Source organism: Dethiosulfatibacter aminovorans DSM 17477 (assembly GCF_900142005.1).
GTDB lineage: Bacteria > Bacillota > Clostridia > Tissierellales > Dethiosulfatibacteraceae > Dethiosulfatibacter > Dethiosulfatibacter aminovorans.
Map to the genome: position 1 here is coordinate 207,195 of NZ_FQZL01000007.1, position 24,718 is coordinate 231,912.

The following is a 24,718-nucleotide window of genomic DNA, read 5'->3' on the forward strand; positions in this document are numbered from 1 at the left end:
TTATATCGCCGATTATTGCATCTCCTGAATCAATACTATGCTGCTTTCAATGAACTGTTTGATGTTTATCTTTCCCTGGTCTTTTCCAAGACCCTGCTGGTACTGCATTTCCTTCCTCAGCTCGCCGTAGTCGAAAAGCTGAAGGGCATATTCGTCATATACAGGATTCAAGTTGTCTTCTATGCCAAGAGCCGCCATGGACTTAAAGGCCTTGGTTACTATCCGTCTTATCCTTTTCTTAAGGGCATAGAGGTTCTGGTCCTCTTCATCTTCCAAGAGAGCCATGTATAGCTCCATCAAGGTATAGTCATCATTCTGGTTCTTCGCCCAGATGACCGCCTGGATCAAGTCGTCGTATCCGCTGGTCCCCGAAAGGCCAAGCTTGCTGTATAAAGACTTAAGCTTTTGAACATCGTTCTTTCCTCTAGATTTGACAACCTCCGGCTTCTTTATTCCCTTGATTACCGATTCGAACTGGCTGAAGGCTACTCTTAGATTGTAGTGCTCCATAACCTTTTTTAGAACCGAAACAACCTCTATTACATTTATAGGCTTTGTAATGAAGAAAGATATCTTTTCATCATAGGCCTTGCCAATCATCTGCTTGTCCGAGACTTCCGATATCATGATTACTAAAGGCCTGCTTTCAGGCTTTATATTCCTCAAGACCTGAAGACCGTCATAATCAGGCATTAGATAGTCAAGCAAAAGTATGTCGGGTCTATGTTCATTGATGGTCTCAATTGCTTCAGCACCTGATTGTGCCGTATATATAGTAACATCATCAAAATGATCTGTGATTATATCCTTTAGAATATTAACGATGCTGGAATCATCATCCACTATGCAAATGCTGTTCATCTAGCCACCTTCTTTCATTATTTTATCCTTCGGGAATTTCAGAATAAAACAGGTACCCTTTCCCTTTTCAGATTCCACTTCCACTGTGCCTCCGTAATATTCATCCATAAGGCTCTTAATATGGGAAAGTCCCAATCCAGTCGACATTTCCCCCGTTTCCTTGTTGTATTTCGTGGTGTAGCCCGTATCGAATATGAGCTCCAGCTTCTCCTGTTTGATTCCTTCTCCCGTGTCCCTAACTTCCATTGTTATGCAGCCCTCATCCATCCGACACTTAATGTCTATGGCACCGAATGAAGATATGGCATCAAGACTGTTGACGGTAAGGTTGTTGAGCATTGAAATCAGCGTGTAGTACTCCGATGTCAGAAATATTTTATCGTAATTCGTGCTGACAACAATTTTCTTGTTCCTTTCAGCGCTGAGCTTTTCAAGGTTGTCTTTCACAATTGACAATATGTCCTTTATACTCATATACCTTTCCTTGGAATCCATGGTGAATATGCTGTTCATTCCTGCAATTACCCTGAGATAGTCCTTTTTTATCTCATGGAGATCCTTTGCCACCTTAAGGAGGGGACCCTTGACTTCCTCGTCCTCAATGGAATCGTAATGATTGTGTACATATGATACCGCATCTTCTATATCCTGCCTTGACTTCTTCAACAGGAAAAGCTCAGTTTTCAGCTTTGAAATGAATATGATGATTTCCCTGTAGTATTTTTCCCTCTCATTCCTTTGAAGTCTGGAAATGTACCTATTCCCCACATTGTATACCACTACTATAATAAAGGTACGCACAAGACCTACAAGTACTATGGTTATTATGAGCTCGTTGAAGGAAACGCTCTGCCAGGATTTCCTTAACGACGCTTCTATGATATTGGGTATGGCATCACATATCCACAGATTGAGAAAAAGGCTTACAGGGTTGCCTGCAATCTTTCTTATGGCAAGTACCTTGAAGAGCACACCGAAGAAAAGGTAATATGAAATAACCGGAAGGTACAGCATCAGAACTGCCCGGCAAGGTGCATCATGACCCAGAAAATATATTACAGACCTGAAAAGGAAGGTCGAAACACCTATTGACAGAGTAATGGCCATTATGCTGTAGTCCCTGAAATACAAAAGGAACAGCGACATGAAAAGGACTGCAAGGGTCAGCCTGAAGCCTGTGCTCGACGGCCCTATGTAGAACTGTCCCATGAATACTGCTATGATGTTTATCATGAAGATATTTCTAATTTTTCTGCTGTTTCCCATAATTGCACACCTTTCATATGTTAAGGATTTATGTTTTACAACTAGATATATTCATTTTACCATAATTGAAAGATATAATCACTTCTTGATGTATTGTTTCACTGCATCCTATATAATATAATTCAAATTATTATATTTTCAATTATACTATATTTTCGATTGCGTTCGCTCGCGGTCGAATAGGTCGTATTTATTTCGTCGTCCGACTCCTTTTTGTGCAATAAAAAAGTATCCTGATCATTGAGATTAGGATACTGATTTCTTGGTGCGGATGAAGGGAGTCCTCCGCCGTTTCGCTGCGCTTCACTCTCAGGGCCGGTCTCATCGCTTTTTCCTCCCTATTCGGTCGGCGCTCTTCGTCGTTCGACTCCATTTATTGTAAATAAATAAGCATCTCCTACTATTTGTAGAAGATGCTCATTCTTTGGTGCGGATGAAGGGAGTCGAACATTCCATATTAAGAGATTGTCAAACATTCAAATTTGTTGATATTTCAACATATATAAAGCGAATACTATTTGTCCTAATTGCTTCTATATAAAACCCAATGGTTAAAAAGTGGTTAAATGCATCTTCGTATTTAGCCACTTCCTTCGTTATAATAATTGTATCGCGAATCACTATCTACTATCTATTATGGAATGTAAATACATCCTCTTAGTAAATTGATACTATAATAAATTACTATACATGTATTCATCAAAGTAAACTTCTGCAAAAGACTTGAGCGTGTCTTTTGAATACCCTCCACCTTTTGCATATGTAATATTCATAATGTCTTCAACAATTATTTCTATAATCCCATTAAGTTGATCTAATCCTCGATTCTTTATCTCGCTGCGAACAATTTCTTTACAGTTTTTAATATCATCTTTGTTAGAATAAAGCATTATTCTCTCCATAATTTTCTAATAGCAATAATTTAAATATTATTACAATCCGTAGCCTCGCATCAATAATTAAAATTTATATCATTTAATATCCTCAAGTATTAACTCTAATACCTGCATCTGTTCTCTCTTCGGATATTTAGATACAATTTGCTTTAAAAGCTTATTTTCATCTAAATTTCAATTTGTCGTGGAGGTAGTAAACATCACCAGTATACTATCTACTATTAGTACACGGTATCATTTGATAATAGCGATGTATACATTAACTAATGTTGCAATTGTCATAACAAAAGTCATTATAGTTATCTGTTTAGTACACTTAATCATGACTTTATCCTTCTTGTCATTACTACGCCTTTCTAATTCAGCTGTAAAATAATTCAACCCAACACTTGTATGTAGAGCAGTTTCATCATACAATTTGATAATCTCATCATCTGATTTATTAACTAGATCCTTATACTTTAAACTCATAATTCTACCTCATCCTTATTTAAATTATAATAACGATTATAAACTAACTTGTTCGTTTAAATCTAATAAACAATTTCCATGAAGCTTTTCAATTAATGGTATGACAAAACAACTCAAAAAGTCATTGAACAGGCACCAGGGCTTTAAAACTTTTGTTTAAAAATAGATTCCCAAAGTATCACTAATTTACTCCAATCCTGTTTTTCAGGATTAGGATTATTTAGTTTTTCATACATTTTTTTAATTACTTCATCTTTATTTGAAATACTTCCTTGATATCTTTTTAATTTATGTACGTAATTAGACCATAAAATCGGAGAATATTTTGTATCAGTTTTTATGATATCATCTCCAAAAAATAATTCTATGCTCACCGCTAAATTATTAATATCAATATCTGCATTTCCAGTTGGTCCAATAGTTGGGTATAGTTTACAAAAATCAAGTATTGGTAATTTCATTATCAAAATATTACTCGGAAGTCGAATATCTTTTAGGTGTTGAACTTCTACTTCAGCGGCTGTGTCATTATCAAAAATTGCAATAATTCTATTATTATATATCTTTGCTGCGGAAAATGCTTTTATTATTCTTGTTAAGTTGGATGCACTTCCTTCAGATTTTGAATTTTCAAAATCAAAAAATGAATACAGGTGTTTATATTCTGGATATAATATTTCAAGACTTTTTGAAATTACTTTAATATCTGTTTTTCCTTCCGCCATTATTATTGTAGTATTATCAAAATTTTTATAATAATTAGTTATATCTGATTCTTCAATCCAACCTCCGTTTATTATACTTGTCAAATCAAATTCTACAATATATTGTTCTTTTGAATTAAATAAACAAATATATAAATCTAGCATGGGATTTATTATATGTTCTTCATTTTCATAAATACCATTCCAAAAAAAGGGATTAAGATAGTGGCCACTTTTTAATTTATTAATTATATGTTTCGTTAATATGTTAGTCTCTAATTCTATAAATTTATTGAAAATTCCAGTTTCATAATAGTCCAAATTTTCATAACTTAATACTTTTTTTATAGCATCATTATAATTATCAAAGGTTAATTGTTTATAGTAATTAAATTCTTCTAATTCTATTGGATCTAATTTATTTAAATCAATTTTAGAGGAGTCATATTCATATTTCATATAATCAACGCCTTTAACAAAATACTCTTTTAATTTCTTTTCACTGCAACCTAATATTTCAAAACGTCTTTTTGCTTTTTTTACGGTTGTTCTTAATAAATGAATGTCTATAAATTCACCATCTATTTCTATTCTCTCAGTTACTATTTCATTAGGTGAAAACATATTCAAAATTACTTCATCGAAATAATTTTTATTTGCATAAAGTTCAATTCCATTGATTGATAATTCGCAATATGATCCCATTTTACCTTCCATTTCAATTTATTTATTAATTCTGTTAATAGTTTTTTTAAAAAACACAATACAGCTTTCAATTTATATGGGTAATTCCATCCTCCAAATGTTCGATTACAAATAACTCATACTATCATTTTAATGGGTACCGATGCCTCTCATTATTTATAGAAGCTTACTGAAAGATATTTAGTTGTCAGTTAGTCTTTTTTTCACCATTTCCATCTTTATTTTTTGTTTATATTGTCCCCTAAAAAAGTGATCTAATAAGGATTGTGCTTCTCCATATATCTCTACATTATTTCTAAGAAAGAAATTCCTAACAGCATACTTTATTATAGATTTTTCAAGTTTTTTATCTAATTCTTTATCAAGTTTTTGAGCTCTTCTAGAGAACAAATTTACATTATCAGATGATGATTGCATAATTAAATTCATTAATTGATAATTTGAATTTTCTTTATAATCAAAGGCATTTAATGCACTAATACTCTGTTCTGAAACGCTTATGCCTGCAATAAATTGATATAGTGTAACTACTAGCCCTGATGAAATCTGTTCTACCATCTGCTTAACGCTTTCAATATTAACTTTAGCTATATTCTTTTCACGTCTTAATTCAGATACATCATCATAAAGCATTTGCGTAAATTCATCAAAATTCTCACCGATATCTTTTAACAACATGAATAAAAATTGATTTGGGCATTTGTAAATTAATTCTACAAGTCTATCTTGTTGATTCACCTTCATATTTTGGCAAAATGCAGGCAATGCTTTAGATAAAATTTCCAAATATTTAAAAGATATCATAACTTGATTCTCAATTTTAAGCAAATCATCTTCTGTATAATCATATTCATTTACTAATTCTATTAAATCTGAAAGACGAACCTCCTCCTCTTGTTTTGTAATTAAAGCTTCTCTCTCTATCCTTTCTTCTTCTGTAGGTAATGTTTTTTTGACTGGAATATTAGTATTCAAAAGAAATTTAACATTCTCCTTATCAAAACTTAATTCTTCTTGCTCGTTAAAATGATTTTTTGCACCTTCAATTATTACATTAATAAATTTGGGATTGTTAGTAATAAGTGCTAAAAATAAAACTATGTCGCTATTTATACTAAAGCATAAATTTTTTAATAGCGAATCCAAATTGTCATCTATATGCTCTCCATGATTATATTTTTGATTTAACGCTTGAGCAACAAAATATGCCACTAAAGCATGATCTTTAAATCTAAACTCATTAACTGTTTCAACCAGTATCTTTGAATTCAATGCAGCGTCAACAAATAATCGAACACTGATATTTTGCCTATATGCTTCATTGTATTCTTTAATAACATTTAAAATTTCTTCATACTTCACAAACTGAATTTTATTAAAATGCATATAATATGCAAGTTCACGTAATACATTCAGCACCAGTGTTGGGTTAATACTTTTCGAATTGTTAATAATTTTGTTTTTTATTGAACTTTCATAAACAATATTAAAAACATTCATTCCTGATGAAAACTGAAATCGATAATCTTTTTCGTATTGACGAACAAAGTGAATTATGAATTCTGGACTTAAATTGAAATACTTAACTTGCACATTAATCAACTCATTAATTTTTCTTACTTCTTTATCAATATTTTCAATACCACTAGAGCCGTTATGTAAAACATTACTAATTAATTCCTTTCTCTTAAGATACAAGAACGGTTTTATTGACATTTGTATAGTTTTTTCATCCACTAGAGCATCTACTACTTGATTTCGGATGTCAAAATTTATCTTTTCTTCGCAAAAAACAATAATTGTACTAAAGTTATTTTCAAGATACTGCATCAATCTGTTGAAAGTTTTTTTGTTAATCAAATCAGCCTCATCTAACAATACTACTTTTTTCCCCTTTGGTAATTGTAAAAATCTTTCATATGCATTCTTTTCTGATAAATATTGTTCATTGAAAGCATTCAATACTGCCTTACTCATTTTCAGTTTTGTTATTTCACTAGCGGTTAACAATAATGGAGTTTTTCCTAAATAAAATAGTTTCTGAAATATTTTCCTTGCCAATATTGTCTTCCCTGACTTTTGTTCACCTCTAATAACTATTCTATTATTTGTTTCAATAAGTTCTATTAATTCCTCTTCTCTTTCAATATCGTGCTTTTCAATCTCTTCTGCTTCAGTATATATGTTATATGTTAAGCTCGGGAATACGAAATACTCATCAATTCTATTTTTATTATTATCATATTCTAATTCAGTTAAAAATTCAGGTGAAATCTGAATATCTCCATGAAATGTTTTCTTTATATTGCTGTTTAATATTGTCTTAGAAATGTATAAATCCTCTTCCCATATGAATGATTGTGCCTTCATTGTGTTTTCAGCTAAATCCATAGTTACTTCACAAAATCCATTACCTTCTTTACTATATCCACGTAATGCATTTCCCTGAACACATTGAATACTTCCATTTACATTAATCATTCTACTTTCTCCAACTGGCTCATGCTCATGACCTGTCAGCAAAAGAGCATATTTTCTTGAAATTATACTTCTCAATCTTTCTTTACAGGAACTTGTAAACCATTCTATACTGTGATGCATTACAAGAATGTTAATCTCTGCTTCTGTAGCATCTTCTATCTCTTTTAATTGATCTTCTGTCAAATAATGTATACCCATATCTTGAGCATTTCCACCCAATAATGAGAGTGGAGCACTATTAACCATAATGAATCCCACTCTATGTTTATCATATTCAAATACCTGTTTTGATACACTTTTATTATCTACAAAACATTTTCTATCTTTAGAGAATTTCCAAAAAGCATCCATTGCGTCAATGTCTTTATTGATTATAGCGCTTAAACTATCACTTTCTGTAGCTTCCGTAATTTCTTTATATCCTCTAGTCAATTGATTAAAATTCATGTCATGATTTCCTGGAGTACACACAAATTCAAAATGTTTTCCATAAAACTTACCTCTTCCAAATCTTTTGAATATTGCCCCCAACAAACTTCCCACACATTTATATTCATAATTTTTTCCGTTGGCTGCCAAATCACCACTCATTAAAACTATGAATTCATCTGCATTTTCTGTGGAATTCAATGCATTCTCTATTTTATCCACCTTAATTTCATGTGCAGCATTTAATCCATCAATATGTAAATCACTCAAATGCAAAATTTGTAACTTCACGCACTTACCTCCCATTTGTATTATTTATTATTGATAAAATGATTTATCATTACATTACTTTTCCAATTCATCACTATACTTTACTACGTATAATGAAGCGGAAATTACTATTATGTCATAAGTTGAAATTCCACTCATTAATCTATTTTTATATCAAAAACAAAACCCCGCTCATTTCTGAACAGGGCGACTATACCACTAAAGAATATTAATACTACTTCAACCCCGTTTTCAACATATCCCAATAACTATTGTACCACTAATCATATACATCCACAATAACAAATCAGAAATTGCATATGACTACATTGCATCAGGACAAGCTCCCCGATAAATCTAAATTTATCTAGGTGATTAACCCTTCTTTTCCACATAAAAAATCAGCATGCCTAAAATTAATAATCATACTGAATTCATTCTCAATTAGGATTTATTTAGAGAGGTGGTAGAAGCCAAATAATCATCATTCAAAACATGCCATAAATGTTTTTTACACATTTTTCAACGGTTTCATAAAATGCCAATTGTAAAACTCTAACAAGTCAGTAATTAAAACAAAAGCCAGCTTTTAGAATGGCTAGCTCTTATTTTTGAATATTATATCATTAGGAGTTATCAATCGTATATTGACATGTACTTCCAATTGTCTTCAATCTAATAATTAGATGAAGATTTACTTCACCCACTATTGGACGTTACCTTTTTAGTTAAATGTTGAATTAATAACGTTTCTTCGGTTCTATGAAATTTATATGAATACATTTCTGTATCTTAACAGACATCTTCAATATACTTTACAAGCATATATTTATATTCAACTGGACTAATAGGTTTACTTATGTAGTAACCCTGAATTAGGTTACAACCAAGTCCATTAAGTAAATTGTACTCTGTCTCTTTCTCAACTCCTTCAGCAATGACTTCGATACCCATTTTGTTTGATATGTTTATAGTTTCTTTTACCAAGGCAAGGTTCTCGACACTGTAAAGATCTTCAATTATAGATTTATCGATTTTGATGTTGTGATAAGGCAAAGTAAAAAAGTTTTTAAAGGAATTATATCCTGTACCGAAATCATCTATAGAAATATCAAATCCATATTCCTTCATTTTACCTAACAATTCAATTATAGACTTCTGATTCTCCAATACACACCTTTCTGTTATTTCAATCTCAAGCATATTTGCTTCAACTGTTGAATTCTCAATACATTCTACTAAAAAATCGAAATACTCATCATTTTCAAGATCCTTAGGTGATACATTAATCGATACTTTTGTATAAAGACCTGCTGTAATCCATTCCTCCATCTGCTCAATCACTTTTTTTGTAACCCATCTGGTAAGCTGAGTTATAAGGTTGCTACGCTCTATGATGTCAATAACTTCAGCTATATTCATGTCAATATTATCCCATCTCAATAGAGCCTCAGCACCTACTATCTTCTGTGTTCTAATACAATACTTGGGCAAGTATACCAATCTTAACTCATTTTTCTTTATTGCACTATACAATTTCAACTTTGTAATATAGTCACTCTTTACTTTTTTAGTAATATTTTCATTGTATATGGATATTTCTCCATTGTTTTGAGTGCATTGTGATAATGTCCTTCCAATATTTTGATATAAGACATCAGAAGTTGTACCATCAGATGGATAATTCACAATGCCACAGTTTATCTTTACATCTAATGGTATTTCTTTAATAAAGACGGGAATTTTTGAATATCCAATGAGTTTCTTTGCTTTTTTGTAGGCTTCCTCTAGACTAATGCCGTCAAGAATTATAAAAACTTCACTTGTATATACCGAGAACAACTCACATCCTTTGAATATTTCCTTTGCTCTTTCTATAACATACTGCATTGATTTTTCGCCATATGAATAACCAAGGTATCTTTTTATTTCATTAAAGTTAGCAATTTCAATTGCTAACAGGTAAAATTCATCTGTGTTGCTATCATTTATTTTTCTATCCAAACTACTAAGTAATAGTTCGGAATTCTTTAATTCTGAAATTCCATTCCTTATTATATGTTCATTATAAACCATCGTTAACTCCTTTCAATTCTAACGTTAATATTTAATAATACACCTGAATATGCTAAAACATATCAGGTGTAGCAATATTCATTACTTCGCAAATTTCTTCAACTGTTAGCTTATCTACAAAATATGGTGATACTATTTGTAGTTCTAACAAGTGAGTTGTCTAATTATTTCTGTAAGCAAATGTATAACTTCATCATTCGTCATAATTAAATAAGCATTATGAATTTTATTTTCCAATTGCATTTCCATATCAAAAATACATTCAACACAAATTTCATCTTCTATTTCATCAAATTTAATTGTATCATTATTCAATTGAATCCTCATAATGCATGCGTAAAAAAACAGATTATTTAACCTAGAACAATTCATAAGAATTTCATAGAACGTAAGAAACGTTGTGATTCAACATGTTACTCAATATGAAATTTTCTAGTTTTTATGTTTCTATTAATAATTCGGGCATAATAATGAAAATAAGATAAGAGATAGGCACTGATTTTTTAGCGCCTATCCCTTTTGATAATTCTTGAAATTTGTTGAAGTTGAGTAATTTATACCTCCTTAGAGGAGCAAGTTCTACTTGACTATGATAGGATGTCTGAAGAAAGTTTCTTCTCGGTTTGTATTCTCTACCTTCTTTGCTAATATATAATTCATATAACTCGTAATACAAAGAGTAATATTAATATTTTAAAAAATAGTCACGTAAGATACATGATTTAAATGATTTTGTACTATGATATTTCACTAATTTCAGTTTCTGCCTTAACTTTTTGACCCGTCTCTTTCAAAGCAAATGCGATCGAAAGAGCAATAAAAAGAATAACGGACAAGATTTTAAATGCGGATGTCATGCTTCCAGTAACTACTGAAAGCTTAGTGAAAATAGATGGTATGAATAGAGATATAATCATACCTACACCATTTGTTAGTGCAAAAGCACCGCCAAGAATCGAGTAATCAGGTTGAGTCTCGATTACCATACTCGTAAGAGGCGGGTAAAACATCATAGCAGACATACCGAAGATTGATGCGGCAACAATAAGTAGAACTGTGTTATTTGCAATGAGCATCCCAAACAAACTCACCCACATAATCGAAATACTTGCAATCATAATTGGCTTTCGTCGACCAGTCTGCGTGGCTATGAAACCACCAAGCATTGAACCGAACATGCCAACAAAGCATACGATACTTGTTACGGTTACTGCCATCTCAGGCAAAAAGCCTCTTTCTATAGTAAGGATTGTGGGCATATAGGTACCGTTTACAACATTAATAAACATCATAAAAACACAGATAATTGTTATTGCCCAGTATTGTTTTACGCGAATTGCCTTGAAGAGCGAACTCTGTCCGTGCGCTTTCTGCTTCCCTGGCTCTGCCATCTTACGCTCAGGAAAGCCAGGAGCATGCAATAATTTACCTGCAATGAACCAAAGCACTGTAACAATCGCTGCAAAAACTGCAATTACATAGTAAACGCTCTCCCAACTGCCAAAAGCTGTTTTAATCCAGCCAGGAAGCAAATATGCAAGTGAAAGACCAATACTGGTTACAATAAGGTTTATAGTAATCATGTACGTCTGTGCTTTTCCCTTGAACCAGTAGGTTATGTTTGGAATAGCGGAGGTTTGACTGAAGCCATAACCAATGCCTAGTACCGCGCGTCCAACCATTAGGACAAGTATAGTTGTCGATGTAGCAGTCAGCAAATTACCTGCAGCTATTAAGATCAGGGAAATAAAAATCGTATTCCATGTTCCAATGTGGTCTTGAACGAAGCTACCTATAAACATACATACACCACACATTGCTACAACAATTGTAATTGTAAAACCAGCAACTGTATAATCAATATTTAGTGATTCAATAATATCACCCATCAAAATTGCCGGTGATAAATATGCAATCATGTTGCATAATTGTAAAAAGATCATTAGTATTGCTACCACCCTGAAACCTTTAAGAGATTTTTCATTAGTATTCATTTATTTACCTCCATATAATATTTTATTAATTTTGTTTATTTGAATTACTTATTTTCACGCAATAATACTTGAAATATTCAATAATTTTCAAGCAGCGATAATTTGGTTAGAACAATTGATTCGTTTTAGCAAGGATATAGTCCTTGACTTAATCACTCAACTATCATCAAATATTAATTAAAGTCTTGACACCGTTAAAATATTCAACCATTCGAATAATCAATTTTTAAGAAATTTATTTTGGTTTTTATTGAATGTTTGGGTCATCCCATTTAGTAAAAGGATTTAATATTTTTTTCCCTTCTCCATATTCATAGCCGCCAGAAACAAACAATTCAGCACCGGTAATAAAGCTAGCTTGATCACTAGCAAGAAATAATACAGCATAAGCAACTTCTTCAGGTTTTCCAGCTCTTCCCATCCATTGGATTTCATTATTCCATTTAATGTAACTTTTAGGATCAGATTGTTGTTCTACAAATGTATCAAGCATTTCAGTTGAAATTAAGCCTGGCTTAACATTGTTTACTCGAACACCATTTAATGCTTCATCAATTGCCATTGTTCGTGTTATGGAATCAATAGCACCTTTTGTTGCATCATATCCTACAGCGCCCTGTACAGAGGTCGTTCCATGAACGCTACCAATATTAACAATACTACCCTTTGATGCACGGAGATAAGGCATCGCATATTTACTTGCAAGTAGATAGGATTTTAGATTTACGTTGATTATATTGTCTAAATCATCTTCTGACCATTCATCAATCCTTGCTTGAAGAGGATTAATCCCTGCACAATTAACAAGGACATCTATTCTCCCAAATATTTTTACCGTTTCATCAACAACTTCTTGTAAACGATTAACGTCACATACATCACATTCTAAAAACTTACAAATTCCTTTACCTTTTGAGTTGATATCCTCCTCAAGTTTTTTGCCTAGTAAATTCCTACGTCCAATGGTAACTACATTCATGCCAACTTCACAAAACATTTCTACACAGGTCTTTCCAATACCACTGGTTCCACCGGTAACAAATGCAATTTTTCCATTCATATTTTCTTCTATCGAAAAATAGTTCACAATAATATCCTCCCAGAGATTTATTCTACCTTTAGAATTGGTTTTATCCATGCAGCGTATCGATCAATAGCAATATCAGCATCCTTACAGCTTCCAGCTAATTGTGTAAAGCTGTGTTGCATATGTCCAACTATATCCAATTTTATATCTAACCCAGCCTTATAAGCAGTATCAGCAACAATAACCGATTCATCTACAAAATTTTCATAACCTCCAACCTGAATATAGATAGGTGGAAAACCTTTCATTTGTTCTGCCGTAAGATGAATTGGTGCTAAATGTGGATCTTCAACATCTAAACCATCATCTTTGAGACTCATACCAAAAGATATAACACTTTCCTTTGTGTTCATAACATCCTTATCATTATGGTTATAAATTGGAGTAGTTGCCATAGTATCACACCAAGGACAAATCGGCATTGATGCTGCTAACATAGGCAAATTTTGTTCCTTAAGATAAAGCGGTATAGTAAGTGCCATTGCGCCACCACATGAATCTCCAGTTATGGCTATATTTTCCGGTTTATAATTATTTGCCAACAGCCACTTATAAACTTTGATAACATCTTCTACTGGAGCTGGCCAAGCATTTTCAGGAGTGTTTCTATAGTCTACAATGAGTCCTTTGCACCCTGATTTCTTCGCTAAGTGAGCATAAGATTTTCTGTGCGAAAATCTATTTCCATAAATATAACCTCCACCATGTATGCAAATAATGACTTTATCATCAGCACACTTATGTGGAACGGCCCACAAACATTTGACACCATCTATTGATGTATCGATGTAGTCTACTTGCCCGGGTTCTTTGCTACAGTCACCCCATTTTTCAAAAAGTCTTCGGTATTCTGCCATATCCAAAGTAGGATCTGAGAAAGCTTTTCCGATATCCCGATAAAACTGGATATATTCTTTCGCAGCTCTTCCTTCAGAATCGATGTCAGGAATCTTGCTAATGTACTTTGAGTTATAATTGATCATCATAATGTCCTCCAATCGGTTGCTTTTTTTAGCAGCATTAATAGATTTAATATTTTATAATGCAAGTATCATGCCATACACTTTCATGCGTAATTATCAGAATAATTGATGCTATTTATGGAAAAAGGTGATTTATAGTCTAAAATTTTAGAAAGTCTATTGAAAATATTAGAATATGATGATAATATTAAAATCGAGGTGAATATATTATGTCGAATACTCAAAAAAATGATTTATATCGAAAGGCTTTAGAACATTACTCTGGAACTGTCGTCATCATAGACAAAAATGCTGATGTCTTATATGCTAATGATTTTGCAGCAGAAACATTAGGAATAGCAAAGGAAAAATTATTACAATCCAATTATTATCATTTAATAGAACAGGGCGTAATGACAGAGAGTGCTGGTTTGCATGCGCTCGAAACTGGGGAGCAAGTAAACTTATATTGTCAGAATTACAAGCAAGAAGGTATGTATATCTATTCCGTACCAGAGTTAAATCCGGATGGTACAGTAGAGTATGTTTATTCTTTTGGACAGAATAATGATAAGATGGATGCTTTTTTAGAGTGGGTAAATGATGAACGAAAAACTATGCTTACTATCATTAAAGAATATATTTCTTCCGATTTATCTATAATTGCAGAAAGTGAAGAGATGAAAAATCTCCTAAGTATAGCGAAAAGAATCGCACCGACAAACGGCACTATTCTTATATACGGAGAATCCGGGTGTGGAAAAGAGGTTCTTGCAAATTACATCCATAAATGTAGTAATCAGAGTGATGACGCTTTTCTTGCAATCAATTGTGCTGCTATACCAGAAGAAATTGCCGAATCAGAATTCTTCGGATATGAACCTGGTTCCTTCACAGGAGCAAATAACAAAGGTAAAATTGGATATTTTGAAGCAGCAGATGGCGGTACATTGTTTTTAGATGAAATTGGAGAACTATCTTTGAAAATTCAGGCAAAAATTCTTCGCGTTCTAGAGAATAAACAGATTACAAGAGTCGGTGGAAGTAAAACAATTAACGTAAATCCGAGAATTCTATGTGCTACAAATAGGGATTTGAAACAAATGGTAAAAGAAGGAAAATTCCGAGAGGACTTATATTATCGATTAAATGTATTACCACTGTTTATTCCTCCACTTCGTCATCGAAAAGCTGATATTGAACCACTTGCATCGAAATTTCTAAAAGAATATAACAAAAAATATGGAACTGATAAAATGTTTTCAACTAGTTTACGTAAGAAAATGAAGGAGTATTCTTGGCCTGGAAATATCAGAGAATTGAGAAATCTCATTGAACGCACTGTGCTTATATCTCAAAATAGCCTACTTTCTACTGATATCATGTTTCAAGAATATTTCATTGATAACCAAGAAAGAGAAATACTTCCTTTAAAAAGTGCAATTAAAGATATGGAACGAGCATATTTAGAAAAAGTCTTTAATATGATCAATTGGGATATAAAAAAGGCTGCTCAGTTATTGGAAGTCCATCAATCGGGATTATATCAAAAGCTAAAAGATTATAACTTAACAAAAACAGAAGATATAGATAAATAAGAGATAAATATTTTAAAAAGATATCGATAATTAACTATTATAGCGAATTGGTTTTTACCATCTCGCTATTTTTTTGCACCAAAATACAATCTTATATTCAACTTGGCTCGTCCACCCTCAATTAAATTCTATTTTTTTATAGTGTTTTTCTAAAAAAATAGAAAAAACATTAATAAGATTTCTAAAAGAGTTGAAAATCAGGGTGTAAGATTTGGCATAATATTTGCAACCAAACAATGTATATAGCGCAGAATAAAGGAGTGATAAACATATTGTGAGTACCTTAAATGTATTTGAAATATCAAAATTTGCGACTAAAAATGGACCAGGATTACGCACAATGGTGCATTTAAAAGGATGCCCATTGAGTTGCATTTGGTGTTCAACACCCGAATCTCAATTAGAAAATCCTCAAATAATGTTTGACCCAGTAAAATGTATTCAATGCGGGAAGTGTATAGAAAAATGCGAGCAGGGTGCGATTACTATACAAAATGGGGTGACAACTCTTTGCTGGGAAAAGTGTAAAAATACTTTAGACTGTGTGACTGCATGTCAAGCTAATGCATTGACTATCATAGGAAAGCATTACACTTCAGAAGAATTAGCAAAAATCATACTAAGAGATAAAGTGTTTTTTAAAAACTCAGATGGTGGTGTTACTTTTTCAGGTGGAGAACCATTATATCGTGTCAATGATTCGATGATAGGTCTATTTAAAATATTAAAATCAAATGGTATATCTATTGGGATTGATACTACAGGATACGTACCTTGGAAGAATCTTTTGAAAGTTCTCCCATTTGTTGACTTCTTTTTATGGGATTTAAAACAAATCAATTCACAAAAACATAAGGAATATACAGGTGTAGATAATTCAATAATTTTTACGAACTTAAAAAAAGTTGACAATTACGGAATTGATCTTTATTTGCGTTGCCCCATTATTCCTGGATGTAATGATGATGCTGAACACATAAATGGAATATGTAAAGTCGCAAAACAATTAGGCTCTTTGAAAGAAATTCACATAATACCATTACATCATTATGGTACAAACCGTTATGCAAAATTAGGCCTGGAATATCCTTTGAATTCAGACCTGAAATTGGAAATAAAAACATTAAATTTTATAAAGGAGGTTATGGATAGCTATAAATTACCATATAAGATTATTTAGAAGTTAGGATTATTAAGAAGAAAGGAATATTAAATGAAAGGAAGGTACATTGAATGAGTGCAATAAATGTCGGCACATGGGAAGAAAAGTTGAAAAAATCGTATTCCAAGAGGGTTAAGGATGCAATAGACCTGACATTATCTACAATTCCGAGAATCGACTTGGAACATGCTTATGTAGAAATGGATATTATCAACGAAAACAAGGAAGAAGCTCAAGTGATTAAGCGAGCTAGAACTTTTGCGAATTATTTAAAGAAAAAGACTATTTACATTAATCCAGATGAATTATTAGTAGGGAATATCTCAAAGGGAGTTCGTTATGCACCTTTTGTGGGAGAACTATATGTTGATTTTGTGGATCAAGAATTAGATGATCCTGTGATGGACTACGCTATAAGAGAGTTTGATAAGCTCATTATTCCAGATGAAACTCGAAAAGAATTGAGGAATGTCATTATCCCGTTTTTCAAGAAGCATTCTTATCAGAATCTAGTTTTGAATGAACTTATGGAAGATTATGTGAGAGAAAAAACTTGTCCAATGGTTTCTAAAACCCCAACAATACCAAATTGTACAAACTTGATGATTCAGACAGATAGTGGACATCAGGTTCATAACTATAATAAAGTACTTCAGATTGGTTTGAAAGGAATCAGAGAAGAGGTTTTATGGCATAAAGAAAAAATTGAAAAAGATTACGTTCTGAATAATAAACAAAAACGTTTAGATTTTTATGAAGCTGCTTTGATTTCAATAGATGCAGCCATTGATTATTCAAAACGATATTCTAAATTGGCAAAGGAACAGGCAGAAGTTGAAAAAGACGAAAAACGCAAACAAGAATTGTTAGAAATTTCAAGAATTTGTGCCAAGGTTCCAGCAGAACCTGCTGAAACATGGCATGAAGCTTTGCAGTCTGTTTTTATGATATACGTAATTATGTTCTGCGATGTGCGAAATGTATCAAATGGTTGGGGGCGTTTTGATCAGTATATGATGCCTTTCTATCAAAAAACCATTTTAGAAGATAAAACAATGTCTAGAGAATCTGCTTTGGAATTGATGGAATTATTTTTAGTTAAGGCAAATCAACACGTCGAATTATATAATTTTGCAAATACAAGCACTCAGATGGGTTTTGCTCTTGCAACTCAGATTAATATCGGTGGACAGACAAGAACAGGAGAAGATGCTGTTAACGAAGTTAGTTACCTAGTTTTAGATGCAGAAGAACAGGTGGGATTACAACATCCAGATATTGGTATCCGAATTTACGAAGGCACAGATGATAAATTTATAAGAAGAGCAACTGAAGTTGTTCGTTTAGGTAGAGGAAAGCCAAAATTTTTCTTTGACAAAAAAGAAATGGAATGCCTAAAAGTTGCATATCCAGAGGCTCCAATTGAAGAGTTGCGAGACTATGTTGCGACAGGGTGTACAGAATCTTTCTTGCCACATATTACAATGTGTCATTCATATTGCTCCATTATAAATGTACCGAAAGTGCTAGAATTAACTATTCATAATGGAAAATGTGCACTCACTGGTGAACAGTTAGGACCGCAAACAGGAGAGCCTCAATCCTTCAAATCGATGGAACAATTCAAAAACGCTTTCGAGGAGCAAATGTTCTGGTGGATGGAGCTCGTGGCAAAAAGTGTTACGGTCCAGATGAATGCTCAAGCAGATCATATGCATGCACCATTCAGTTCTATTTTGTTGGATGGTCCAATTGATAAAGGCAAGGACCTTATTGAAGGTGGATGTTGGGAAAATAGTTTTGGAATTTGGTATGCTGGTTTAGCACACGCAGCCGATTCACTTTCCGCTGTCGATACTTTGGTATATAAAGAAAAGAATATTGAGTGGGACCAGTTATTAGATGCTCTTAAGAATAACTGGGAAGGCTATGAAGAACTTCGTCAAATGTGTATGAATGATGTAGAAAAATACGGTAATGATGATGACTATGCCGATAGCTTTGCTGCTTATGTGATGGATGTATGGTGTGATAGCATAGAGTATATCAATGGTAAAAAAGATTTGCTTCCAAGATATGGTGGTAAATATGTTTGTTCATCTATTGTTTCTTCTAGTCCAACAGCATTGGGCGGAATAACAGGAGCTCTTCCGAATGGTAGAAAAGATGGAGAGCCATTGTCTGATACAAGTTCTCCATCCATGGGAGCAGACCGTTTAGGACCATCTGCTGTAATTCTTTCAAATGTAAAATTGCCAATTCATAGAAATGCTTTAGGTAATTGCTTAAATCAAAGAATCTCCCCACAATTAGTAGAGACTGATGAGGATATCAATCGATTTGTGTCATTTATCAAATCATGCAGAGATTTGGATATGTTTGAAATACAGTTTAACATTATTTCTACAGATATTTTAAGAGATGCAATGGTACATCCGGAAAAGCATAAAGGACTTCTTGTTCGAGTTGCAAGTTATAATGCAAACTTTACTGATCTAAATGAAGCTTGTCAGATAGATATTATTAGAAGAAATGAACAGACATCTTGGTAAGGTGAATTTTATTTATGAGAAAAATATGAAATCAATACTCCCAGAAAGAATGTTTATGGTATTCGAAAATTAGGAATTTTATTATAAAAATTGTGGTTTCAATTTTTGTAACATTTTATATAAATAGTGTAGTAATTTCAGCATTGAGGGCATAAAAATATATACCCTCAACGCTGTACCTTTTACATTATTACATTTTTATTGCACCTGATCTTGGTAATTTTTCTTAATCAGTATAATACTTTGGGCAGTTAGAAACAAAAAATAAAATAATTAGAAAAGAGGTATCTAATATGAAAAGAAAACTTTTTAATGAAAACTGGGTATTTGGAATCGGTACTGGAACTTCAATGGACCATTTATTTGGAATCGGGTCAGATATCGAACCGAAATCGGTGACTCTTCCGCATGATGCAATGATTTTGACTGAAAGAAAAAATTCTAAAGAGGGAGCTTCTTTGGGATTTTATAAAGGGCAGAACTACAACTATACTAAAGAATTTGAATTATCTGAAGAAGATTCAGATAAAGTGATTTGGATGGAGTTTGAAGGTGTTTATCAAGATGCATTTGTCTATGTCAATGAATCTTTTGTTGGAAGATGCAACTATGGATATGGTAATTATTATTTAAATTTGACAGATTTTGTCTTTTTTGGAAAAACTAATAAGATTATTGTAGTGGTAAAAAATGAAGGCCGGAGTGGACGTTGGTACACTGGTGGCGGGATTTATAGAGATATCAATATCATGATGGGAAATCAGCTTTACATTGCTTGTGAAGGAACAAAAATCACGCCTACAGATGTAGAGCAGGATTTAGCAGTAATTAACATAGAAACACCGTTAAATCATATAGGTGCCAAATTGGTTTCTTGTACTGTCTTACATACTATTTATGATGCAGATGGAAATATGATTACATCAGACAAAGCTCCAATTACAATACTTGGTAATGAAAACACAACATTAAAGCAAAGATTGTACGTTCGAAAACCTAAAATGTGGAATACTGATACGCCGTACTTATATAGTTGCAAAACAATTGTAACTATAGGTGAAGAAATAATAGATGAGTATGAGACGCGTTTTGGCATTCGAAAAATTCAGTTAGACATTGATCATGGCTTAAGAATAAATGGTGAAACAATAAAGTTACGTGGAGGCTGCGTTCATCATGATAATGGTGTGGTTGGTACTGCTACATTTGATCGTGCAGAGTACCGACGAGTTCGAAAATTGAAAGAAGCAGGATTTAATGCACTACGTTCGGGTGCACATCCAATGAGTAGAGCGATGCTCGAGGCTTGTGATGAATTAGGTCTTTTAGTAATAGACGAATTTACGGATGTCTTTAACAATGTCAAAGTAGATTTTGATTATGGAAGTAGATTTGATTTATTTTGGGAGATAGATCTAATGAATATGGTTAAACGAGATTACAATCATCCTAGTGTAATCATGTATTCTCTTGGATGTGAAAATCCCCAGATTGCAAACCGTATTGATAAAAGACTTATTAAAAAGATGAAAGATACTGTTCAAAGCTTTGATACAACCCGATATATAACCAATGATGTTAACATGATGTTGATTGTTATTGAAAACATGGCTGAATTAATGGCAAATAATCCTCTAGATTCAAAAGCTGAAGTAAATTCTACAATGAACAATTTTGGTGAAATGTTAAATATGCTTTCCTTGGATCCGCGTATTGATGAAAGACTCGAAGAGGGTGTAAATGAGTTAGATGTTTTTGGATACAATTATGCGTTAAATCGTTACGAACATGATACTGAAAAATACCCAAATCGCATCTTAATGGCTACAGAATGCACAATGTTGGATTTAGAAAAAACATGGGAGTATACCAATAAGTACAATCATGTCTTAGGTGATTTTTGTTGGAGTGCTTGGGATTATCTTGGCGAAGCAGGTGTTGGAAGAACAGACTATGAAGAATTTGGCGAACTTGATTTCTATGCTAAATGGCCGTGGAGACTTGCCTGCAGTGGCGCGATAGACATTATCGGTGATAGAAAAACAATTTCTTATTGGAGAGAAATGATCTGGGGAAGACGCATGAAACCATATATTGCAGTAAGAGATCCTAAGCATTATAGGGAGAAAATTTACAAAACCAATTGGGCTTGGATTTCAGATGCACATGCGAATTGGACATGGAAAGATTGTGAGAATAAACCTGTCACTATTGAAGTTTTATCACCTGCTGAAGAAGTGGAATTGTTTCTGAACGGGAAATCAGTTGGTAAGAAAAAGACAGGTGAAGAGCTTACGGCATGTGCAATTTTCGAAACGCTTTACGAGCCAGGTGAATTGAAAGTTGTAGATAGTAATGGTGAAGAGTTTGTATTAAGAAGTGCAGTAGATGATACACATATTGCAGTTCATGTGGAAGGGGAAAAACTAAAATCTGGCGGATGTGATGTTGCATTTCTTGAAATTGGTATCGTAGACCACAAAGGAAGATTAAATGCTGGTGCAGAGAAATTAGTCTCTATAAAAGTAGAAGGCGAGGGTACATTACAGGGATTTGGAAGTGCTCATCCTAAATCTTTGGAAAATTATTATGATGTTGAATTTACGACTTATCGCGGACGTCTCTTAGCAGTTGTACGTTCTGGAATGAACCCAGGCGAAATTTTGGTGACTATCAGTGCAGAAAATTGTGATACTCAACATGTCAAAATTGAGGTAATATAGTTATTTTCTAAATAAAAACCCAATTATGAGGGGGAATTTTTTCCCTCTCTCTCTAAAAAATTATGCGTTTTTCTAAACGCAACAACTCGTAAAATGAAGAACTTTTGTACAATGGCAAAACTTAATACCTCACCTTATTATGGATTATTAAAATCATCTGATATAAAATCCCAAAAAAATTTATATTACAGGTATGATAACACAAACTCAGCTTCCTTCGGCAGATATTTATTCCGATTACTTTCCGGAACAAACTTCCGCTCCCACTGGAAACCTCGTAATTACAAGATTAAGTGGACTATTATTCTACAAAGCATCTTTCCATTTCTGAAGACTCACTCTTATTTGATTCCTTACCTTTTCCAAGTAACTTAGAGAGTTTTGTTATTTTCTAAAAGTTTCAGATACTTCTAAATTCACCCGCTTCAAACAAGTTTTCTTACCTGTACTAAAGTCCATGTTCGCTATTATTCCTAATAGATTAGGAATTAACAGAAATATATCGTTCTTTAACAGCGATTTCCTTGATCATGCTGCTTTCGACAGTGGCTTTATATAAAATCCGAAATTTTTAAAATTGAATGTACAAAAGCCCGCTTCTGGATTGCGGGCTTTTGTCTCTGATATTGTATATAATAACTTGTTAGGAGTTATCAACATTAAAACATATCTTCAAACTGTTTCTGCAACTCATCCCTGAAGTCCGGATGCGCAATTTCAATGAGTGCTTTTGCCCTGTTTTTAAGCGTCTTACCCTTTAGGTTGGCAATTCCATACTCTGTAACTACATAATGGACATCATTTCTTGAAGTTGTTAAAGCACTGCCTTCAGTAATCAAAGGTACTATTCTTGAAAACTTTCCCCCTGAAGCCGTTGAGGGCATTGCTATGATGGACTTTCCTCCATTTGCCATGGCTGCACCCCGAACGTAATCAACCTGTCCGCCGACACCACTGAACTGCTTAAAACCTGTGCTTTCCGATACGGCCTGTCCCATGAAGTCCACCTGTATGCATGAATTGATTGATATCATGTTGTCATTTTGCATTATGACTTTTGGATCATTAACATAGTCAACAGGATAAAATTCAACATCCTCATTGTTATCCACAAAATCATAAAGCTTTTTAGACCCCATCAAAAATGTCACAACTATCTTGTTCTTGTGTAGTGTCTTCTTCTTGTTGTTTACAGCTCCTGATTCTACAAGATCCACAACTCCGTCGGAGATCATTTCGGAATGGATTCCTAGGTCCTTCTTGTCTTTTAAAAACATTAGGACTGCATCGTGTATGGATCCTATTCCAAGCTGAAGGGTATCTCCGTCCTCTATAAGCTTGGCGCAGTTCTCACCGATTGACTTTTCGATTTCATCAATTTTTGGTAACTGCAGTTCCACAAGATCGTATGAAGTTTCAACTATAAGGTCTATGTCTGACACATGAATGAAGGAGTCTCCAAGGGTTCTTGGCATCTTGTCGTTCACTTCAGCTATTACAATCCTTGCAACTTCAGCTGCAGGCTTAGTGTAATCCACAGAGACACCATAGCTGCAATATCCATTTTCACCGGGTCTGCTCAAATGCAACAAGGCAACATCCACATCCATATAGCCTTCCCTGAAAAGCTTAGGTACCTCCGAAAAAAAACATGGAGTATAATCTGCACATCCCAGATTTACCACTTCATTGGTGCTGCCTCCAACAAAGAGGGTGTTATCTCTGAAATGACCATCCATCTCAGGCTTTGTGTACTCTCCCTTCCCCAAAGTCACCATATGTACTATTTCCACATTCTCAAAATTTTTCTTGTTTTTAACCATTGCCTCCACCAGCTTAAAAGGTTCTGCAACTGCATGCCCCAAAACCACTCTGCAATTTGAGGGAATGTACTTAACAGCCTCATCCGCAGTAACCAGTTTTGACATGTAGTTCTTTTCCCAATTCATATTTTCACCTCTTTTATTCAATAAATATATCTTTGCTAAATCCAACAAATCGTCACTTATGATAGTGGTCTTGTCACTTCGATTTATGAAATCACATGAAAATTTGATTCATCTTTATTTATTTCATCAGCTCATAATTGACGATTATGTTCAATTGCAATTCTTTATCAAAATATAAATGCATTCACGTATGCCACTATGCAAAAGATAAAAGAAATAAGAATGGTAAATACAGTAGAACCATATGATGATAAGTTTGCTAACAGATATAATAATACAACACGCCTAAATCACCTGTCATCACTGCTTCAAGAATATTTACATAATCACTGTATATTAACCAAAATCTTTTCACAAATATATCGCCGACTTTCATCTGCTCAATTAAATATACTGTCATGGTTGCGATAATAATAAATGGTTCCAGAATTTTTAAGAAAGGGTTATGGTTCTTATTTCTAAAATATTCTGGAACCGTTGTAATTTTAAAAACCATTAATAGTTCTGCTACAATACCAGCTAATCATTATAT

General features: G+C 33.3%; 14 protein-coding genes. 4 read left to right on the plus strand and 10 right to left on the minus strand.

Annotated features, from left to right (window positions below; translation table 11 throughout):
* Positions 1 to 12 precede the first annotated feature (12 nt).
* The 9 genes from BUB05_RS06155 to BUB05_RS06200 form a co-directional block, all read right to left on the minus strand.
* Positions 13 to 861: a DNA-binding domain-containing protein gene (locus BUB05_RS06155; RefSeq protein ID WP_073048670.1), complete on the minus strand. Its 849-nt coding sequence runs from the start codon at positions 859 to 861 to the stop codon at positions 13 to 15.
* A complete protein-coding gene (locus BUB05_RS06160; protein WP_073048672.1) occupies positions 862 to 2,127 on the minus strand; it encodes an ATP-binding protein in 1,266 nt (421 codons plus the stop codon). It lies immediately after the preceding gene.
* A 671-nt stretch (positions 2,128 to 2,798) separates the two neighbouring features.
* Complete coding sequence (locus BUB05_RS06165; RefSeq protein ID WP_094762755.1) at positions 2,799 to 3,017, minus strand: hypothetical protein; 219 nt, start codon at positions 3,015 to 3,017, stop codon at positions 2,799 to 2,801.
* A 620-nt stretch (positions 3,018 to 3,637) separates the two neighbouring features.
* Positions 3,638 to 4,903 carry a HEPN/Toprim-associated domain-containing protein gene (locus BUB05_RS06175; protein WP_073048676.1) on the minus strand — a complete coding sequence of 422 codons (1,266 nt, stop codon included), beginning with the start codon at positions 4,901 to 4,903 and terminating at the stop codon, positions 3,638 to 3,640.
* A 180-nt stretch (positions 4,904 to 5,083) separates the two neighbouring features.
* Positions 5,084 to 8,104 (minus strand): STAND family AAA ATPase, encoded by a 3,021-nt coding sequence (locus BUB05_RS06180; RefSeq protein ID WP_073048678.1) that lies wholly within the window; start codon positions 8,102 to 8,104, stop codon positions 5,084 to 5,086.
* Positions 8,105 to 8,875: 771 nt separating this feature from the next.
* Positions 8,876 to 10,159 (minus strand): EAL domain-containing protein, encoded by a 1,284-nt coding sequence (locus tag BUB05_RS06185; protein ID WP_073048680.1) that lies wholly within the window; start codon positions 10,157 to 10,159, stop codon positions 8,876 to 8,878.
* Positions 10,160 to 10,896: 737 nt separating this feature from the next.
* Positions 10,897 to 12,153, minus strand: coding sequence for an MFS transporter (locus BUB05_RS06190; RefSeq protein ID WP_073048682.1), 1,257 nt, complete (start codon positions 12,151 to 12,153; stop codon positions 10,897 to 10,899).
* Between the two features lie 247 nt (positions 12,154 to 12,400).
* The gene (locus tag BUB05_RS06195; RefSeq protein WP_175548519.1) at positions 12,401 to 13,240 is read right to left on the minus strand and encodes an SDR family NAD(P)-dependent oxidoreductase; all 840 of its coding nucleotides are present in this window, start codon (positions 13,238 to 13,240) and stop codon (positions 12,401 to 12,403) included.
* Between the two features lie 20 nt (positions 13,241 to 13,260).
* Entirely contained in the window at positions 13,261 to 14,226 is a 966-nt protein-coding gene (locus BUB05_RS06200) for an alpha/beta hydrolase (RefSeq protein WP_094762757.1), read from the minus strand.
* Positions 14,227 to 14,432: 206 nt separating this feature from the next.
* Between BUB05_RS06200 and BUB05_RS06205 the strand changes: the two genes are divergently transcribed.
* The 4 genes from BUB05_RS06205 to BUB05_RS06220 all read left to right on the plus strand — a co-directional run bounded on the left by BUB05_RS06205 (position 14,433) and on the right by BUB05_RS06220 (position 22,237).
* The gene (locus BUB05_RS06205; protein ID WP_073048686.1) at positions 14,433 to 15,800 is read left to right on the plus strand and encodes a sigma-54 interaction domain-containing protein; all 1,368 of its coding nucleotides are present in this window, start codon (positions 14,433 to 14,435) and stop codon (positions 15,798 to 15,800) included.
* A gap of 274 nt (positions 15,801 to 16,074) precedes the next feature.
* On the plus strand, positions 16,075 to 16,980 hold the full coding sequence (locus BUB05_RS06210; protein WP_175548520.1) for a glycyl-radical enzyme activating protein: 906 nt from the start codon (positions 16,075 to 16,077) through the stop codon (positions 16,978 to 16,980).
* Positions 16,981 to 17,033: 53 nt separating this feature from the next.
* Positions 17,034 to 19,514: a pyruvate formate lyase family protein gene (locus BUB05_RS06215; RefSeq protein WP_073048690.1), complete on the plus strand. Its 2,481-nt coding sequence runs from the start codon at positions 17,034 to 17,036 to the stop codon at positions 19,512 to 19,514.
* 293 nt (positions 19,515 to 19,807) lie between these two features.
* Positions 19,808 to 22,237: a glycoside hydrolase family 2 TIM barrel-domain containing protein gene (locus BUB05_RS06220; protein ID WP_073048692.1), complete on the plus strand. Its 2,430-nt coding sequence runs from the start codon at positions 19,808 to 19,810 to the stop codon at positions 22,235 to 22,237.
* A 659-nt stretch (positions 22,238 to 22,896) separates the two neighbouring features.
* Here the strand turns inward: BUB05_RS06220 and BUB05_RS06225 are convergent.
* Entirely contained in the window at positions 22,897 to 24,186 is a 1,290-nt protein-coding gene (locus BUB05_RS06225) for an acetyl-CoA hydrolase/transferase family protein (protein WP_073048694.1), read from the minus strand.
* Between the last annotated feature and the right edge of the window lie 532 nt (positions 24,187 to 24,718).

What these genes read in the sequence shown, in the direction of transcription:
- BUB05_RS06190 (WP_073048682.1), bottom strand. Translation starts at nt 12,153, where the DNA reads ATGAATACTAATGAAAAATCTCTTAAAGGTTTCAGGGTGGTAGCAATA.
- BUB05_RS06175 (WP_073048676.1), bottom strand. Translation starts at nt 4,903, where the DNA reads ATGGGATCATATTGCGAATTATCAATCAATGGAATTGAACTTTATGCA.
- BUB05_RS06205 (WP_073048686.1), top strand. Translation starts at nt 14,433, where the DNA reads ATGTCGAATACTCAAAAAAATGATTTATATCGAAAGGCTTTAGAACAT.
- BUB05_RS06215 (WP_073048690.1), top strand. Translation starts at nt 17,034, where the DNA reads ATGAGTGCAATAAATGTCGGCACATGGGAAGAAAAGTTGAAAAAATCG.
- BUB05_RS06225 (WP_073048694.1), bottom strand. Translation starts at nt 24,186, where the DNA reads ATGAATTGGGAAAAGAACTACATGTCAAAACTGGTTACTGCGGATGAG.
- BUB05_RS06200 (WP_094762757.1), bottom strand. Translation starts at nt 14,226, where the DNA reads ATGATGATCAATTATAACTCAAAGTACATTAGCAAGATTCCTGACATC.
- BUB05_RS06160 (WP_073048672.1), bottom strand. Translation starts at nt 2,127, where the DNA reads ATGGGAAACAGCAGAAAAATTAGAAATATCTTCATGATAAACATCATA.
- BUB05_RS06155 (WP_073048670.1), bottom strand. Translation starts at nt 861, where the DNA reads ATGAACAGCATTTGCATAGTGGATGATGATTCCAGCATCGTTAATATT.
- BUB05_RS06220 (WP_073048692.1), top strand. Translation starts at nt 19,808, where the DNA reads ATGAAAAGAAAACTTTTTAATGAAAACTGGGTATTTGGAATCGGTACT.
- BUB05_RS06185 (WP_073048680.1), bottom strand. Translation starts at nt 10,159, where the DNA reads ATGGTTTATAATGAACATATAATAAGGAATGGAATTTCAGAATTAAAG.
- BUB05_RS06165 (WP_094762755.1), bottom strand. Translation starts at nt 3,017, where the DNA reads ATGCTTTATTCTAACAAAGATGATATTAAAAACTGTAAAGAAATTGTT.